Raw genomic sequence first — 16,149 nt, 5'->3', positions numbered from 1 at the left:
AAGGGTTAGGGCTCACCACAAAGATAAAATTTTTATCGTATCTTTGTTCAACCATGAAGAAAATTGTTTCGCTTCTCTCGGCGCTTCTCCTCGCCGCCGATGTGCTGGCCGCCGAGCCCGTACTGGTCGGAATGACCGACACGGCCGCCTACTTTCCGCTTCTGAGAGGTCACCGCGTGGCGCTGCTCGCCAACCACACCGCCGTGGCCGATATGCCCGGCGCCCCCGGCGCCGCACGCGACGGGCGGGTCCATCTGGCCGATCTGCTCCACGGCTGCGGCTTCGATGTGCGGGCGATCTTCTCGCCCGAGCACGGCTTCCGCGGCACGGCCGATGCCGGGGAGGCGGTCCGCAGCGACACGGACCCCGCGACGGGTATTTCCATCCGGTCGCTCTACGACGGCAATGCCCAACGTCCCTCGGACGAGTCGATGCAGTTGTTCGACGTGCTGGTGGTCGACATGCAGGACGTGGGGCTGCGCTTCTACACCTATTATATATCGATGCTCCGCATGCTGGACGCCTGCGCCGAATTCGGGCGGCGGGTCGTCGTCCTCGACCGCCCCAACCCCTTGGGCGACCACATCGACGGTCCGGTGCTCGATATGCGCTTCAAATCGGGTGTCGGGGCGCTGCCGATCCCCATGCTGCACGGCCTGACGATGGGCGAAATCGCCCGCATGGCCGCGGGCGAGGGGTGGACCCGCCGGTGCGAACCGACCGTCGTTCCCTGCCGCAACTACACCCACGCCACCGAATACCTCCTCCCCGTAGCCCCCTCGCCCAACCTCCGCTCCCAACGGGCCATCTACCTCTATGCGTCGCTCTGCCCGTTCGAGGGCACTCCGGTCAGCGTCGGACGCGGCACCGACGCGCCGTTCGAGGTCTACGGCCATCCCGCCTTTCCCGACCGCGGCTTCTCTTTCACGCCCCGCCCGACGGCTGGAGCCAAGCACCCGCCGCTCGAGGGGCGGCTCTGCTACGGGGTCGATCTGAGGGCCATGCCGCTCGCGGAGGCCCGCTCCGTCGGCTTTTCGCTCGACTACCTGCTCGACGCCTACCGCACGCTGGGGATGGGCGAACGCTTCTTCACGCCGATGTTCGAAAAACTGGTCGGCGTCGGCTGGGTGCGGCAGATGATTCTCGAAGGTGCCTCCGCCTCGGAAATACGCGACCGCTGGCAGCCCGGGGTCGAGCGCTACAAAGCACTGCGTACCCGGTACCTGCTCTATGAGTAGCATTCGATAATCATTTTCCGATCCCCGTGCGAAAGTCGAGCGAAAATCGCAAATAACTGTCATTCCGAACGAACGGGAGGAATCTTCCGTTTCTGTTCTTCGCCGCCCGAGCCCGGTCGAGGGTTCGCAAACCTATCGGGCATGCTCCCCGAGCGAAAATCGCAAATAACTGTCATTCCGAACGAACGGGAGGAATCTTCCGTTTCTGTTCTTCGCCGCCCGAGGCGGCGGCAGTCCGCAGCCACCCCGGGCGAAGGACTGCACTCTGCCTCAGGCTTCGAGCAGACCTCCGCTGGCTGCGAACCGCTCTCTTCTCCCCCAGCCGCTATCCCATCCACACCCCTGAACCCGTCCTCAATCCCCGAGCGAACGTCGGGAGTCGCAAGCCTATCCAAGCTCGTCGAGGCCTCACCCTCCAACCACCCGCGTCCAAAATTCCGAATCGCCCCCTCTTCCAACAACAAAGCGGACCCCCGAAAGGGTCCGCTTATGTTTTGAACCGGCGAGCGGGGTTTATTCCGGAATGATCGCTTCGCTGGGGCAAACGCCTGCGCAGGTGCCGCAGTCGATGCACTTGTCGGGATCGATGACGTAGATATCGCCTGCCGAGATCGCTTCGGTCGGGCACTCTTCGATGCAGCTGCCGCATGCCACGCATGCGTCGGTAATTTTGTAAGCCATTTTCGTAAAAAATTTATTGTTAAAGTGTGTTTGGTTCGGACAAATATATAAAACTTATTCGATAATATCAAACCCCGTGTAGGGAATCAGCACCTCGGGGATGCGGATGCCCTCGGGAGTCTGGAAATTCTCCAGCAGCGCGGCCACGATGCGCGGCAGGGCCAGCGACGAACCGTTGAGCGTGTGGGCCAGCTGGGTGCGTTTCCCGGCGTCGCGGTAGCGCAGGTGGAGCCGGTTGGCCTGGAACGATTCGAAATTCGACACCGACGAGACCTCCAGCCAGCGTTTCTGCGCCTCGGAGTAGACCTCGAAATCGTACGTCAGGGCCGAGGTGAACGACATGTCGCCGCCGCACAGGCGCAGGATGCGGTAGGGCAGCCCCAGCGAGCGGACGATCCCCTCGACGTGCGCCACCATGCCGTCCAGCGCTTCGTACGACGCCTCGGGCAGCGACAACTGCACGATCTCCACCTTGTCGAACTGGTGCAGGCGGTTCAGCCCGCGCACGTCCTTGCCGTACGAGCCGGCCTCGCGCCGGAAACAGGGGGTGTAGGCGGTCAGCTTGACGGGAAAATCCTGCTCGTCGAGAATTACGTCGCGGTAGATGTTCGTCACCGGCACCTCGGCCGTGGGGACGAGGTAGAAATTATCGGCCGTGGCGTGGTACATCTGCCCCTCCTTGTCGGGCAGCTGACCCGTGCCGAAGCCCGAAGCCTCGTTGACCAGCACCGGCGGTTCGACCTCCAGATATCCGGCCCGCGTGTTGCAGTCGAGAAAGTAGTTTATCAGCGCGCGCTGAAGCCGGGCTCCCTTTCCCTTGTAGACGGGGAATCCGGCGCCGGTGAGCTTCACGCCCAGGTCGAAATCGATGATGTCGTATTTGCGCGCCAGCTCCCAGTGGGGCAGCGGGTTCTCGGGCAGCTCGGTGTAACTTTCGACCAGCTTGACGACCTCATTGTCCTCGGCCGTCCGACCCTCGGGGACGATCTCGGCCGGGAAATTCGGCAGCGACACGAGCTCCGCCTGCAACTCCTCCTGCACGTCGCGCGATTCGGCCTGCAACCGGGTCGATCTCTCTTTCAGGTCGCCGACGAAGCGTTTGCGCTCCTCGGCCTCCTCGCGGCGTCCCTGACCCATGAGCGCCCCGATCTCCTTGGCGGCCTTGTTCTGGGCGGCCAGCGTGGCATCCAGTTCGGTCTGAATGGCCCGGCGGCGGTCGTCGAGCGTGACGATGCGCTCGACGATGGGGGCAGCGTCCACGCCTTTCTTTGCCAGCCGGCGCACGGCAGCCTCTTTGTCCTCGCGGATTTGCTTTACGGTAAGCATGGTATGGTGTTTTATTGAGTTTCGAATATACGAGTTGCAAAAATACAAAAATTGCGTGAATGTGTACCGCAATTCGCAGGAAATTCCTATATTTGTCCTACATCCATGAACCTGCCCCGACGCGGGGCGAAAAACGGGAACGATATGATACGAAAACTGAGCATGCTGGCCGCAGCTTTCCTGCTGGGGCTTTGCGTAAGCATCACGATCCACGCCTGCGGAGGCGACAAGGAACAGGCCCCCGGCCCGGGCGGCAATTCGAACACGCCGGGCGGCGGCACGGAGAATCCGGGCGGTACAGCCGGGCCCGCGAACATGTGGGACTACGGCAGCGGTAAGCTCCTCAAACGGTACGAATACGACAGCACGGGGAAAGAGTATCTCGCTTACGAGTACCAATACGATGACAAGCTGCGTGTTATCGGAATGAAACAATACTATACTCCCACCGGCACCGGATACAATGCTACCGTGATGGGCAAGCTGTCTTTTGAAACGAAGAATTACCGCTATGAGGGGAACGTATGCACCTACGAAAGTTATGTTTATATTCACGATTATGCAACGGGAGAGTTGAAAGAAACCCGCTATTCGAAATGCAAGGAAATTTATCTGGAGTAACTCCTCGTTCGAAGCCCTTGGCCGCCTGCCGAGGGCTTTTTCGTTTCGCAGAGTCTTCCGTTTGCGATCTAATTCGTAAATTTGCAAAATGAAAACCGTCGAACTGTTGGCTCCCGCCAAAGATTACGCATCGGCCGTCGCCGCCGTGGATTACGGCGCCGATGCCGTCTATATCGGCGGTGCGCGGTTCGGTGCGCGGCAGGCCGCGGGCAATACGGTCGAAGAGATCGCCCGCGTGGCGGAGTACGCCCACCGCTTCGGGGTGCGGGTCCACGCCACGCTCAACACGCTCCTGTGGGACGACGAGCTGGAAGCCGCCGAGCAGCAGGCCCGCGAGCTGATCGCGGCGGGCATCGACGCCCTGATCGTGCAGGACATGGCCCTCAGGCGCATGAACCTCCCCGTGGAGCTGCACGCGTCGACGCAGGTGTGCAACACGACGCCCGACGAGGTGCGTTTTCTCGCCGAAGCGGGCTTTGCGCGCGTGATTCTCGAACGGGCCCTCTCACTCGAAGAGATCCGGGCGATCTGCGCCGCGACCACGGCACAGATAGAGTGCTTCGTCCACGGAGCGATCTGCGTGGGGTACAGCGGCCGCTGCTTCCTGTCGCGTTCGCTCTCCGCGCGCAGCGGCAACCGCGGGGCGTGCAGCCAGCCCTGCCGCCTCGGGTGGGACCTCACCGACGGGGCCGGTCGCACCCACCTCGCGGGCAAACACCTCTTGTCGGTGCGTGACATGGACCTCTCGGGACGCATCGGCGACCTGCTGGACGCAGGCGTGCGGTCGCTCAAGATCGAGGGGCGGCTCAAGGACGTCAACTACATCAAAAACATCGTCGCCCACTACCGCCGGGCCGTGGACGAGGCGCTGCGACAGCGTCCGCACCTCGTGCGGGCCTCCGTCGGCGAGAGCGTGCCGGATTTCGTGCCCGACCCGGCCAAGAGTTTTACGCGCGGCGCGTCGGAGTACTATCTGGACGGCAAACGCCGGGGCGTGGCCTCGTTCGATACGCCCAAGTCGGTCGGCGAACGGATCGGCCGCGTCGCGCGGTGCGACCGCCGCGGATTCCGCCTCGAAAAGACGGTGTGTGCGCACACACTGGCACCCGGCGACGGAATCTGCTTCCTCACCCCAAAGGGGTTGACCGGCACCTGCGTGAACGCCATAGACGGAGAGAGCGTCCTGCCCGACCGCATGGAGGGGATCGCCGCGGGGGTGGAAATCTTCCGCAACCACGACCGCCGCTTCGCCCGCCAACTGGAGGCCAGCCGCACGCGGCGCGTAATACGGACAGCGGCGCGCATCGAAGCGTCGGCAGCGGGACTTGTGGTGCAATATACCGATTGCGAGGGAATTACAGCTTCTGCCCACCGCTCCGTCGCGCTCGAAAAGGCCCGCGATCCCGAGGCCAACGCCGCCGCGCTCCGCGCGCAGGCATCCCGCAGCGGCGACACGATCTTCGCGGTGCGCGAGGTCGAGGTTTCGGGTGCGGAGTGGTTCGTGCCCGCCTCGCTTGCGGCCGAGTTGCGCCGGGAGGGATTAGAGCGGCTGTTGCAGGCAAGGATGCAGTGTGTGCGCACACACTGCATCTTTTCGGAAAAACCGACGGCCCGATACCCCCTCGAAAACCTCACGCCCGAGTACAACGTGACCAACCGGCTGGCCGAAGCATTCTACCGCGACCACGGGGTGCGCACCGTCGAGCGGGGGCTGGACCTCGCGCCCACGACCGACGGGCGGCGGGTGATGCGCTCGGCCTACTGCATCCGCCGCGAACTGGGCGAGTGCCTGCTGGAAAAACACCGGATCGGCGGCGACCTCTTCCTGGAGCGGGGTGCGCAGCGTTACCGCCTGGAGTTCGACTGCGCGCGGTGCGAGATGTCGCTGGTGGATTGCGGCAAGCGAAAGAGCGAGAACGAGAGCAAAAAATAACAGATCATGCAGGAACAACTGACCCCCGATTTCGGGGAGTACGAACTGATCGATTCGGGGTCGTTCGAGAAACTCGAACGCTTCGGCGACTACGTGACGCGCCGTCCCGAGCCGCAGGCCATCTGGCGGCCCACGCTTTCGGAGGAGGCGTGGCGGCAAATGGCCGACGCCTCGTTCCGGCGCGACGGGCGCAGCGACGAGCGGGGCGAGTGGCGGCTCGGGCCGAAGATGCCCGACCGCTGGACCGTAAGGTATGCCTACGGCGCGATGCGGCTGCGCATGCGGCTGGCGCTCACCTCGTTCAAGCACGTGGGCATCTTTCCCGAGCAGGCCGCCAACTGGAATTTCATCTACGACAACTGCATCGGGCTGGCGGCCGCGGGCGAGGCGCCCCGGGTGTTGAACCTCTTTGCCTACACGGGCGGCGCGACCCTCGCGGCCCGGGCCGCGGGAGCCGAGACCACGCACGTAGATTCGGTGCGGCAGGTGGTGACGTGGGCGCGCGAGAACATGGAGCTGAGCGGGCTGGACGGCGTGCGCTGGATCGTCGAGGACGCCTTGAAATTCGTCCGCCGCGAGGTCCGGCGCGGCAGCCGCTACCGGGGTATCGTCCTCGATCCGCCGGCCTACGGACGCGGCGCGAACGGCGAAAAGTGGATTCTGGAGGACAACATAGGCGAAATGCTCGCCTGCTGCGCCGAGCTGCTGGAGCCTGAGGGGGCTTTTCTGGTACTGAACCTCTACTCGATGGGCCTCAGTTCGACACTGGCCCGCACAGCCGTCAGGCAGGCGTTCGGCCCGCCGCGCGAGGAGCAGTGGGGCGAACTGTGCTTCACCGACCGCGGCCAGAAGCAGCTCCCGCTGGGGACCTACTACCGGTTTTCGAGGTAAAACGACAACCCCCTGCCGTCCGCATGACGACAGGGGGTCGTTGTTCGTATCGGGACCGCTACTCCGCCGGGGGAAGCAGCGTCGAGTCGGCCGGGCGGCCGGGCTTGTCGCCCACGTCGACCAGGTTGTCCTCGCCCACGCCCAGCGAGCGGTAGTAGGCGTTCAGCTCGCCAAGCACCTCCTTGCGGCCGGCGTAGGTGGCCAGGTAGTAGACGTCGCCCAGCTGGTCGAGCTTCTCGTCGATCAGGGACGACACCATGTCTCCCTGCACGCCCTCGAAGCGCAGGTAGTACTCGATGTATTCGATCAGCGTGCGGACATATTCGCGCGTCAGTGCGTCGCCTTTCTCGGCGGCACCCGCAGCCCCCAGCGCCGATGCGGCATAGTAGGCCTCGATAAGCGGATAGGTGTTGGAGTCGGTGAAGCGGATCTGGTCGGTCGGGAGACGTTCGAGGCTCAGATCGAGCAGTTCGACCGCCTCGTCCACGCGATTTTCGCGCAGCAGCTCCTTGGCTACACGCGCGAACGCATCGCGGGCGTGCGAAGCCGAGAGGTTGTATTGCAGGAAATAGTCGACATAGACCTCGGGGTCGGCGAGGTTGCCGTAGCGGAACGTGTCCCTCAGCAGCGGAGCCGCATAGTCGGTATCGATGCGCCCGATCTCGTAGGGGCTTTGGACCGGAGTGCGGATCGGCACGAAGCGGTAGGCGTAGCCGTCGAACTGGAGGTAGTCCATCAGCCCGAGGTCCTGGAAGATGTAGACCTGCGTGAGGTAGATCGGGCGTTTCCAGTCGAAATTGGCCAGCATGTCGAGGATCATCAGCTGGTTCTTGTCCAGCGAGTTTTTCCGCAGCTCGATGTAGACCGTGTCGACCATCTTGTCGCGGTCCTTTTCAGCCACGATGCCCGAGGCGATGGCGTTCTCCTTGTTCACCGGCAGGGCGATCCGCTTGGCGGGGATGTAGTCCACCAGCGTTCCGTCCGCCAGTTTGAGTTTGGAGCGGGGATCGTCCATGCGGACGAAATCGATCACCTCTTTGAGTTCGACCACCCGGTCGAGGGGTCGGTTGTCCACGGGGACCCAGTCGTTGACGAACGTGTATTTGCTCTTGGGCAGCGAGAACGGCACGCCTGCCGCCTCGTTGGCCCGGGTCTTCATCTCGTCGATGTACCATTCGCCGCCCAGGTAGGAGGTGTTCATGATCCGCACGTCGGGACGCACGCCGTAGACCTCCTGGTTGTTCCACAGGGGGAACGTGTCGTTGTCGCCGTAGTTGAGGATGATGGAGTTGGGCAGCGTCGACTGGAGGTAGTTCCAGCCGATGTCGCGGGCCATGTAGCGGCCCGAACGGTCGTGGTCGTCCCAGTTCTGGGCTGCGAGGATCGCCGGCACGCCCAGGCACACCACCGTAGCGGCGGCGGCCGTCAACACGTTGCGCCGTTTAAGAAGCCGGGCGAAAAAATCGTAGACGGCCAGCACGCCCAGCCCGATCCAGATCGAGAAGGCGTAGAACGAGCCGGCGTAGACGTAATCGCGTTCGCGCGGTTCCGAGGGCGAGGAGTTGAAATAGACCACCAGCGCGATGCCCGTCATGACGAAGAGCCACATGACGATGGTGAAATTGCGCTGGTCGCGGTTCAACTGGTAGAGCAAACCGATCAGCCCCAGGAGGAACGGCAGGAAATAGTAGGTGTTGCGGCCCCGGTTCTCGGCCACCTCGCGCGGCAGGTCGTCCTGCGGGCCGAGGTACTTTTCGTCGATCCACCGGATGCCCGAGAGCCAGTTGCCGTCGGTGATGGTCGTGCGCGAGGGTTGTATGTCGCTCTGGCGCCCCACGAAATTCCAGAGGAAATAGCGCCAGTACATGTAGTTGAGCTGGTAAGTGAAGAAATAGTTGAGGTTCTCCCAGAACGTCGGCTCGATCACCGTGCGTTTCTCGTACCCGTCGTCGTAGACGCGCGGACGCCCGAAATCGAGCACCTCGCCGCGCACGGGGCGTCCCTCCTCGTCGCGGACGATCTCCCCTTTCTCGTTGCGCAGGGTTTCGATCTTGGTGCGGTAGGCGCCCCACTGCTTGTACTCTTTCTCGCCCTTGCGGTAGTCCCACATGCGGGGGAAGAGGTGCATGAACTCGGGAGCGTGGGTGTAGCCCGAAATTACCGTGGCGGGCTTGTAGCGGCCGTCCTCGTCAAGGTAGTAGAACGACTTTTCCTTGTACCCCTCGGGCGGCGCCGAGTAGTAGGCGCCGTACAGGAGCGGGCGGTCGCCGTACTGGTCGCGGTTCAGCACCGAGAGCAGCGCATGGGGGTTGTTCGGGTTGTTGGAGTTCATCGGGGGGTTGGCCGCCGCGCGGATGGTCATGGAGGCGTACGACGAGTAGCCGATCAAGATCATCGTCGTCGAGAGCAGCAGGATGTTCCACACCACCTTGCCGCGCTTGTGCGTCTCCCACGAGGCCCAACCCAAGCCGAGAATGAGCGCCAGAGCGAAGAGGACCATGCCCGAATTGACCGGCAGGCCCAGCGTGTTGACGAAGAACAGGTCGATCATCGCCCCGATGTAGACCGTGTAGGGGATGACGATGCCGTTGATGAAGATCAGCATGGCGGCCGCCGCGAGCGTAGCGTAGACCACGCCCCGGAGCGTCACCCGCTGCGTCTTGCGGAAATACCAGATGAAGACCAGCGCGGGGATGGTCAAAAGGTTCAGGATGTGCACGCCGATCGAGAGGCCCATCAGGTAGGCGATCAGCACGATCCAGCGCGAGGAGTGCGGCTCGTCGGCCTGCTCCTCCCACTTGAGCATCAGCCACACCACCAGCGCCGTGAACATCGACGAGAGGGCGTAGACCTCGCCCTCGATGGCCGAGAACCAGAACGTGTCGGTGAACGTATAGGCCAGCGCTCCGACGGCTCCGGCGCCCAGGATGGCCCAGGTGTTGGCCGCGGTCAGCTCGCCGCCGTTGCGCGTCACCAGCCGGCGTGCCAGGTGCGTGACGGTCCAGAACAGAAAGAGAATGCAGAATGCGCTCGCCAGCGAGTTCATCGCGTTGACGGCGATGCCCACGCCGTCGGGGTCGCCCAGTGCGAAGAGCGTGGCCAGGCGCGCCAGCATCATGAAGAGCGGGGCCCCGGGCGGGTGTCCCACCTCGAGTTTGTAGGAGGTGGCGATGAATTCGGAGCAGTCCCAGAGGCTCGAAACCGGCTCCATGGTCATCAGGTAGACGGTCGCCGCGACGATGAAGACCGCCCATCCGGTGATGTTGTTCCAGCGTTTGAAAGATGTCATATTTTCCGTGGTTCTCGTATTAATAGGGCAAAAGTAATCATTAAACGCTTAATATCCAATCTTATTACACTGCGGCGCGCGAAATCGTCATTTTCGGGTCCTTTCGCCGTGCTGCGGGCGGCGACGGCGGTGCGGCCGCGAACTGCGGGGCGTCGTTCCGGCGGCCGGTTGCGCCGCAGTGCGCTCCTGCGATTTTGCCCCCGGTGCGGCAGCGCGGCTCTTCGGCTCGACGGCTCCGTGCGACGCCCCCGAGGAACGGCCCGGGAGCGGCTTCCGCCGCTCGGACTGCCTGCGCGGGGCCGCAGCGGGAACGCCCTTTTCCAGCGTGTATTCTCCCTCGTCGTCGATGGCCGAGAGGGCCAGCCCCGTGAGTTTTTCGATGTCGCGCAGCAGCGGCCGCTCCTCCTCGGAGCAGAACGCGATGGCCGTGCCCTCGCACCCGGCGCGCCCCGTGCGGCCGATGCGGTGGACGTAGGTTTCGGGCACCTCCGGCAGGTCGTAGTTGACGACGAGCGGCAGCTCCGAAATGTCGATGCCGCGCGCGGCGATGTCGGTGGCGATCAGCACGCGGCAGCGACCCGAACGGAAATCGTTCATGGCCCGTTCGCGAGCACCCTGCGACTTGTCGCCGTGGATGGCGCGGGCTTCGATTCCGGCTTTCGTCAGGATGCGGGCGATGCGGTCGGCACCGTGCTTGGTGCGCGAAAAGACCAGCACCGACTCCTCGCTGCGCGCACGCAGCAGGCGGATCAGCAGCTCGCGTTTCTCGGCCTTTTCAGCAAAAAAGACCGTCTGGCGGATGGTCTCCACGACCGAGGCCGGGGGCGTCACGGTCACCGTGACCGGATCGTGCAGGATGGTCGTGGTGAGGCGGCGTATTTCGTCGGGCATGGTGGCCGAGAAAAAGAGCGTCTGCCGCTTCGGAGGGAGCATCGGCAGGATGCGGCGGATGTCGTGGATGAAACCCATGTCGAGCATGCGGTCGGCCTCGTCCAGCACGAAATAGCGCACCTCGGCGAGGGTCAGCAGCCCCTGACCGATCAAATCCAAGAGGCGGCCCGGCGTGGCGATCAGCAGATCGACGCCCCGTTGGAGCGCATCGACCTGCGGCCGCTGGTTGACGCCGCCGAAGATCACGGCGTGGCGCAGTTCGGTGTAGCGGGCGTAGTCGCGGCAGCACTCGTCGATCTGGATGGCCAGCTCGCGCGTCGGCGTGAGCACCAGGGCCCGCACGGGGCGGCGTCCGCGGACGCGTTCGGCCGCGAGCAGTTGCAGGATGGGGAGGGTGAAAGCGGCCGTCTTGCCCGTGCCGGTCTGGGCGCAGCCGATCAGGTCGCGCCCGTCGAGTGCGGGCGGTATGGCCTGCTGCTGGATGGGGGTGGGCACGGTATAGCCTTTCTCCACGACGGCGCGGAGGATGGGTTCTGTCAGATTGAGTTCATCGAATGTCATTGCATATCGGTTTTGCTCCGGCATCGGAGCCGGAAAATAACGGGTGTTTTCGTATAATCACGGAGGGAAAAACGGGGAAGCGTCAGACCAACGCGCATTATTATCGGGACAAAGGTAGCGATAATTTCCCGGAATTGGATTTAAATTGTTAATTTTGCCTAAAATTTCGGATTATGGAATCGAAACTCCAACTCTACAATACGCTCACTCGCCGCAAGGAGCCGTTCGAACCGCTCGTCGAAGGGCGCGTGGGCATGTACGTCTGCGGCCCCACGGTCTACGGCGATCCGCACCTGGGCCACGCCCGGCCCGCCGTGACGTTCGACCTGATGTTCCGCTACCTGAGGGCCGCGGGCTACAAGGTGCGCTACGTGCGCAACATCACCGACGTGGGACACCTCGAACACGACGCCGACGAGGGCGAGGACAAGATCGCCAAGAAAGCACGGCTCGAGCAGCTCGAACCGATGGAGGTGGCGCATTACTACACCGAGCGCTACCACCGGGCGATGGACGCGCTCAACGTGCTCACGCCCTCGATCGAACCCCATGCGTCGGGCCATATCATCGAGCAGATCGAGTTCATCCGGCGAATCCTCGATGACGGCTATGCCTATGTCTCGAACGGTTCGGTCTATTTCGACGTCGAGAAATACAACGCCGTCTACAACTACGGCCGCCTTTCGGGCCGCAACCTGGACGATATAATCGCCAACACGCGCGAACTGGACGGCCAGTCGGACAAGCGCCACTCCTACGATTTCGCCCTCTGGAAGAAAGCCTCGCCCGAACACATCATGCGCTGGCCCTCGCCCTGGAGCGAGGGGTTCCCGGGGTGGCACATGGAGTGCTCGGCCATGTCGACGCGCTACCTGGGCGAGCGCTTCGACATCCACGGCGGAGGCATGGACCTGATGTTCCCACACCACGAGTGCGAGATCGCGCAGTCGACGGCGGCCTTGGGCCACGACTCGGCCCGCTACTGGGTCCACAACAACATGATCACGATCAACGGCCAGAAGATGGGCAAGTCGCTGGGCAATTTCATCACCCTCGAGGAGCTCTTCACCGGTTCGCACAAACTGCTGGCGCAGGCCTATACGCCGATGACCATCCGTTTCTTCGTCCTCCAGGCCCACTACCGTTCGACGCTCGACTTTTCGAACGAGGCGCTGCAAGCGGCCGAAAAGGGGCTCGACCGCCTGATGAAAGGCATCGAGGCGCTCGCCAAGATCAAACCCGCGGCAGTCTCGACCGTCGATCCCGCGGAGCTGGAGGAGCGGTGCCGCGCGGCGATGGACGACGACCTCAACTCGCCGATGGTCATCTCGGCCCTCTTCGACTGGGTGCGCACGATCAACCAGCTGGTCGACGGCGCGCAGACGATCACGGCCGCCGATCTTCAGACCCTCACGGCCACCGTGCAGCGCTATGCGTTCGACATCCTGGGCCTCCGGGACGAGAAATCGGTCGGCGCGGCCTGCACGCGGGACTATGTGACCCCCTTGGTGGAGATGCTGTTGGACGAACGGCTCAAGGCCCGCGCCGCAAAGGACTGGGCCGCCTCGGACCGCATCCGCGACGGGTTGGCCGCCGCGGGTATCCGCGTCAAGGACCGCAAGGACGGCTCGGACTGGGAACTGGAATAGCGATGGACAACCCGAAGAGAATCGTCGCCGTAGGGCTGGGCGAGGTGTTGTACGACTACGACACCGAAACGGGCGAATACACGTTCGGCGGCGCGCCCGCCAATTTCGCAGACCACTTTCTCAAGTGTGCGCGCCTCGTGTTCGGCCCCGATGCCGCCGAGGTGCATGTGGTCAGCGCCGTGGGCGACGACGAGCGGGGCCGCATGGTGATAGACGAGTTGCGCGAACGCGGCCTGTGCGACGCGCTCTGCCGCGTGCCGGGAGGCCGGACGGGGGTGGTCAACAAGCGCCGGGACGCCGCCGGGGTCAACAGCTACGAAATTCTGCCCGGCGCCTGGGACGAAATGGCGTGGTCGGAGGAGCTGGAACGGCTGGCCTGCCGCACCGAGGTGGTGGCGTTCGGGTCGCTGGCCCAACGCAGCGAGGCTTCGCACCGCACGGTCCGCCGCTTTCTGGACACAATGATCCGCTCCGAACGCCGGACGCTGCGCGTGTTCGACGTCAACATCCGCCAACGCTATTTCTCGCGCGCCGTCATCGAGGAGTCGCTCCGCCGCTGCAATATCGTCAAGATCAGCGACGAGGAGGCACCCGCGGTGATCGAGTGCCTGACCGGTTACCGGCTGGCGGACGACGGCGCCTCCCTGTGCCGGGCACTGCTTGCGCGCCATCCCAACCTCGAGACGGCCATTCTTACGGAGGGAGCCGCGGGGAGCCGCATCTTCCGGCGCGACCGCGAATCCGCCTACCTCATTCCGCCCGCAAACCGCACTCCGGCGGTCGATACGGTGGGTGCGGGCGACTCGTTTACGGCGGCGTTCTGCGCGCAGCTGGTCGCCGGACACGACCTCTGGCAGGCGCAGTCGTTCGCCTCGCGCATCGCGGCCTGGGTCTGCTCGCAGCCCGGCGCCACCCCCGCCTACCCCGCCTCCTTATCATAGCTCTTCCGCGGGGTGCCTGCCCGGCCGCAAGAATTGCGGGCGCATCCTCTTCCCCCCCCAGCGACGGGGCGAAAAAAATCCGGAGCGACCGCAGCCGCTCCGGAGAACTCTTTTTTTGGGGAGGGGCAACCCGCCTTACTTGCGCGTTCGGATCACCAGCACGCCGTCGCGCCCCTCCTCGCCGAATTTGCGCAGCGCCTCCTCGCCGCTGTAAACCGCCATGCTGCGAATCTTTTTGGGTGCGATCCGCTCGACATCTGCCTTGGTCGCCCGCTTGCCGTTGAGCAGAATCAGACCGACATCGGGCGCTCCGAGCAGCGTCACCTCTCCGCGGTAGATCGTCACGCCCTGCTTTCCGTCCCGCTCGACGACCGTCTTCTCCTGTTCCGTCGCAACGCCTTCGCCGCCCCAGACGATCCGGCCCTCGGACCGCGCCGCTTCGGCCCGTTTGCGGCGCGCCTCCGCAAGCTGTTCGCGCGTCTGGTCGAGCTGCTTCTGCGCCTTTTTCAGATCCCGCTGAGCCTGCTCCCACTGCTTTGCGGGGATCTGCTCGCGGGCACTCTCCAGCACCTTGCGGGCCGCATCGATCCCCTCCTGGGCCGAACGGAGCCCCTCTTGTGTGCTCCGAACCACCTCGCGTTCGATGCGCTCCGGATCGGGAGCCCGAAAATCGCTTCCTCGCCTGGTCGTGATGCGAACCACCCCCGTATAGCCCCGCTCGCGGACTTCATCGGTCATCTTCTTGATTACCTCCATGCTCTCGATCTGCTGCGGGTTGAGGTCCTTCAAGTCGGAGACCTCCACCCCGTCGACCAGAAAAAGGGGGTTGCCCTTGGTACCTCTTTGGCGGATATGAACCCGCCGGGCATTATCGGTCTGAACGGCTCCCGTCTGCAAGGTATCCCTTTCGAGCCGCAGATCGATTTGCGAGGAACGATTCTGCTGCGAGGAGTCGATCCGGAACGCCACCAGTCCGATCTCGCCGCGAAATTCGGGTTTGCGGAATGAGGCCGAATCCGGTTTGGTGGTCACGATGACCACGCCGTTGCGCGCCTGCGTGCCGTAGAGAAGCGTCGCCGTCGAGTCCCGCAGCACGGTGATCGAAGCGATCTTTGCGGCATCGAGCGAGTCGAGCGCCCGGGCCGAAGCCAGCACGCGCCGGTCCACCACGACCAGCGGCTCACCGGGCACGCCGCGCAGGGTGATTTCGGTTTTCGAAAGTGCGAGCGTATCGCCCGCAGCCGGTTCGATTTGGGGGACAACATAGCTCGTTTCGGCGAAAGCTCCCACTGCGAGAGCCGCCAGCGGCAGCGCCAGGAGCGCCTTGGCTCCGGCCCACCGCGATGATTTTCTGCGCAACATCATGTCGATTCGGTTTTTGAGTTTACTGTGGTTGAAACTGTTGGCCACGGAGTACCACCCCGGCCCGGCCGCTTTGCGCACCAGGAGCATCTGATACGCTTTCGGGTCCGCGCCGCTGCGCAGCACCTCGCGGTCGGCCTCGTATTCGTGGATGGCCCGCAATTCGCGTCTGAGGAGCCAGAACGCGGGATTGAACCATTGCAGACACCCCGCCAGGTCCATCAGCAGCAGGTCGGCCGAGTGGCGCAGCCGCAGGTGGGCCTGCTCGTGGAGGAGTATTTCGCGGCCGCTGTGCGCGAGGTCCTCGTCCGGGATGACGATATAACGCCACCAGCTGAAAGGCACTCCCGTCCGGGCGGAGTGCACCAGCACGCTTCCGCCCTCGAGCCGCTCGCGCCGGCCTCGGCGCACCAGGCGAAGCACGCACGCCAGCGAACAGAGCGTCCTGAGCAACGCCGCCACGGCTCCGGCGGCGAAGAGCGCACCCGCAAGCGTCTCCCAGGCGAAGCCGGCCTCCTCCTCAGCGGGTACGGCGGCCGGCATCTGGTCGAGGACCGGCACCGCCGGCAGGACGGGCTGTACGGGCAATTCCCGGTAGACGGTCACCACGCACAGCGGCAGCACGAACGAGAGCACCACGGCCCCCAGCACCAGCATGCGGTTGAGCCGATGAAAGGTTTCGCGGCTGAGCAGCAGCTTGAAGAAGAGAAAGAACGCCGCCAGAGAGGCTCCCGCTTTCAGACTGTATAGCAACAGGTCGTACATG

General features: G+C 64.0%; 11 protein-coding genes. 6 read left to right on the top strand and 5 right to left on the bottom strand.

The features are described from left to right. Window positions 1–53 precede the first annotated feature (53 nt). Window positions 54–1,238 carry an exo-beta-N-acetylmuramidase NamZ domain-containing protein gene (locus tag ACMQ11_RS10835; protein ID WP_418992792.1) on the top strand — a complete coding sequence of 395 codons (1,185 nt, stop codon included), beginning with the start codon at window positions 54–56 and terminating at the stop codon, window positions 1,236–1,238. Window positions 1,239–1,751: 513 nt separating this feature from the next. Here the strand turns inward: ACMQ11_RS10835 and ACMQ11_RS10830 are convergent. Beyond that, window positions 1,752–1,919, bottom strand: a complete 168-nt coding sequence (locus ACMQ11_RS10830) for a DUF362 domain-containing protein (protein ID WP_418992791.1) — start codon at window positions 1,917–1,919, stop codon at window positions 1,752–1,754. A gap of 54 nt (window positions 1,920–1,973) precedes the next feature. Continuing rightward, complete coding sequence (gene serS, locus ACMQ11_RS10825) at window positions 1,974–3,245, bottom strand: serine--tRNA ligase (protein ID WP_418992790.1); 1,272 nt, start codon at window positions 3,243–3,245, stop codon at window positions 1,974–1,976. Window positions 3,246–3,389: 144 nt separating this feature from the next. On the opposite strand from serS, the gene ACMQ11_RS10820 reads away from it, so the two are divergent. From ACMQ11_RS10820 to ACMQ11_RS10810, 3 genes are all read left to right on the top strand, one after another. After that, on the top strand, window positions 3,390–3,866 hold the full coding sequence (locus ACMQ11_RS10820) for a hypothetical protein (RefSeq protein ID WP_418992789.1): 477 nt from the start codon (window positions 3,390–3,392) through the stop codon (window positions 3,864–3,866). A gap of 88 nt (window positions 3,867–3,954) precedes the next feature. Then, window positions 3,955–5,799: a peptidase U32 family protein gene (locus ACMQ11_RS10815; RefSeq protein WP_418992788.1), complete on the top strand. Its 1,845-nt coding sequence runs from the start codon at window positions 3,955–3,957 to the stop codon at window positions 5,797–5,799. 6 nt (window positions 5,800–5,805) lie between these two features. Then, entirely contained in the window at window positions 5,806–6,690 is an 885-nt protein-coding gene (locus tag ACMQ11_RS10810) for a class I SAM-dependent methyltransferase (RefSeq protein WP_418992787.1), read from the top strand. Window positions 6,691–6,748: 58 nt separating this feature from the next. On the opposite strand, the gene ACMQ11_RS10805 is transcribed toward ACMQ11_RS10810, so the two are convergent. Beyond that, entirely contained in the window at window positions 6,749–9,979 is a 3,231-nt protein-coding gene (locus ACMQ11_RS10805; RefSeq protein ID WP_418992786.1) for a DUF2723 domain-containing protein, read from the bottom strand. An 87-nt stretch (window positions 9,980–10,066) separates the two neighbouring features. After that, window positions 10,067–11,431 carry a DEAD/DEAH box helicase gene (locus ACMQ11_RS10800; RefSeq protein ID WP_418992785.1) on the bottom strand — a complete coding sequence of 455 codons (1,365 nt, stop codon included), beginning with the start codon at window positions 11,429–11,431 and terminating at the stop codon, window positions 10,067–10,069. 173 nt (window positions 11,432–11,604) lie between these two features. Here ACMQ11_RS10800 and cysS point away from each other — a divergent pair, with 173 nt between their 5' ends. Together cysS and ACMQ11_RS10790 are read left to right on the top strand one after the other, a co-directional pair. Beyond that, window positions 11,605–13,080: a cysteine--tRNA ligase gene (gene cysS, locus ACMQ11_RS10795; protein ID WP_418992784.1), complete on the top strand. Its 1,476-nt coding sequence runs from the start codon at window positions 11,605–11,607 to the stop codon at window positions 13,078–13,080. 2 nt (window positions 13,081–13,082) lie between these two features. Beyond that, window positions 13,083–14,021, top strand: a complete 939-nt coding sequence (locus ACMQ11_RS10790) for a carbohydrate kinase family protein (RefSeq protein ID WP_418992783.1) — start codon at window positions 13,083–13,085, stop codon at window positions 14,019–14,021. Window positions 14,022–14,156: 135 nt separating this feature from the next. On the opposite strand, the gene ACMQ11_RS10785 is transcribed toward ACMQ11_RS10790, so the two are convergent. Beyond that, the gene (locus tag ACMQ11_RS10785) at window positions 14,157–16,148 is read right to left on the bottom strand and encodes a M56 family metallopeptidase (RefSeq protein ID WP_418992782.1); all 1,992 of its coding nucleotides are present in this window, start codon (window positions 16,146–16,148) and stop codon (window positions 14,157–14,159) included. Window position 16,149: the final 1 nt, after the last annotated feature.

Origin of the sequence: Alistipes sp. (assembly GCF_048465575.1) — a bacterium.
GTDB lineage: Bacteria > Bacteroidota > Bacteroidia > Bacteroidales > Rikenellaceae > Alistipes.
The sequence above is the reverse complement of the archived record's forward strand: the minus strand, read 5'-3'. Positions and strand labels throughout refer to the sequence as shown.

What these genes read in the sequence shown, in the direction of transcription:
- serS (WP_418992790.1), bottom strand. Translation starts at nt 3,245, where the DNA reads ATGCTTACCGTAAAGCAAATCCGCGAGGACAAAGAGGCTGCCGTGCGC.
- ACMQ11_RS10810 (WP_418992787.1), top strand. Translation starts at nt 5,806, where the DNA reads ATGCAGGAACAACTGACCCCCGATTTCGGGGAGTACGAACTGATCGAT.
- ACMQ11_RS10790 (WP_418992783.1), top strand. Translation starts at nt 13,083, where the DNA reads ATGGACAACCCGAAGAGAATCGTCGCCGTAGGGCTGGGCGAGGTGTTG.
- ACMQ11_RS10805 (WP_418992786.1), bottom strand. Translation starts at nt 9,979, where the DNA reads ATGACATCTTTCAAACGCTGGAACAACATCACCGGATGGGCGGTCTTC.
- cysS (WP_418992784.1), top strand. Translation starts at nt 11,605, where the DNA reads ATGGAATCGAAACTCCAACTCTACAATACGCTCACTCGCCGCAAGGAG.
- ACMQ11_RS10835 (WP_418992792.1), top strand. Translation starts at nt 54, where the DNA reads ATGAAGAAAATTGTTTCGCTTCTCTCGGCGCTTCTCCTCGCCGCCGAT.
- ACMQ11_RS10785 (WP_418992782.1), bottom strand. Translation starts at nt 16,148, where the DNA reads ATGTACGACCTGTTGCTATACAGTCTGAAAGCGGGAGCCTCTCTGGCG.
- ACMQ11_RS10820 (WP_418992789.1), top strand. Translation starts at nt 3,390, where the DNA reads ATGATACGAAAACTGAGCATGCTGGCCGCAGCTTTCCTGCTGGGGCTT.
- ACMQ11_RS10800 (WP_418992785.1), bottom strand. Translation starts at nt 11,431, where the DNA reads ATGACATTCGATGAACTCAATCTGACAGAACCCATCCTCCGCGCCGTC.
- ACMQ11_RS10830 (WP_418992791.1), bottom strand. Translation starts at nt 1,919, where the DNA reads ATGGCTTACAAAATTACCGACGCATGCGTGGCATGCGGCAGCTGCATC.
- ACMQ11_RS10815 (WP_418992788.1), top strand. Translation starts at nt 3,955, where the DNA reads ATGAAAACCGTCGAACTGTTGGCTCCCGCCAAAGATTACGCATCGGCC.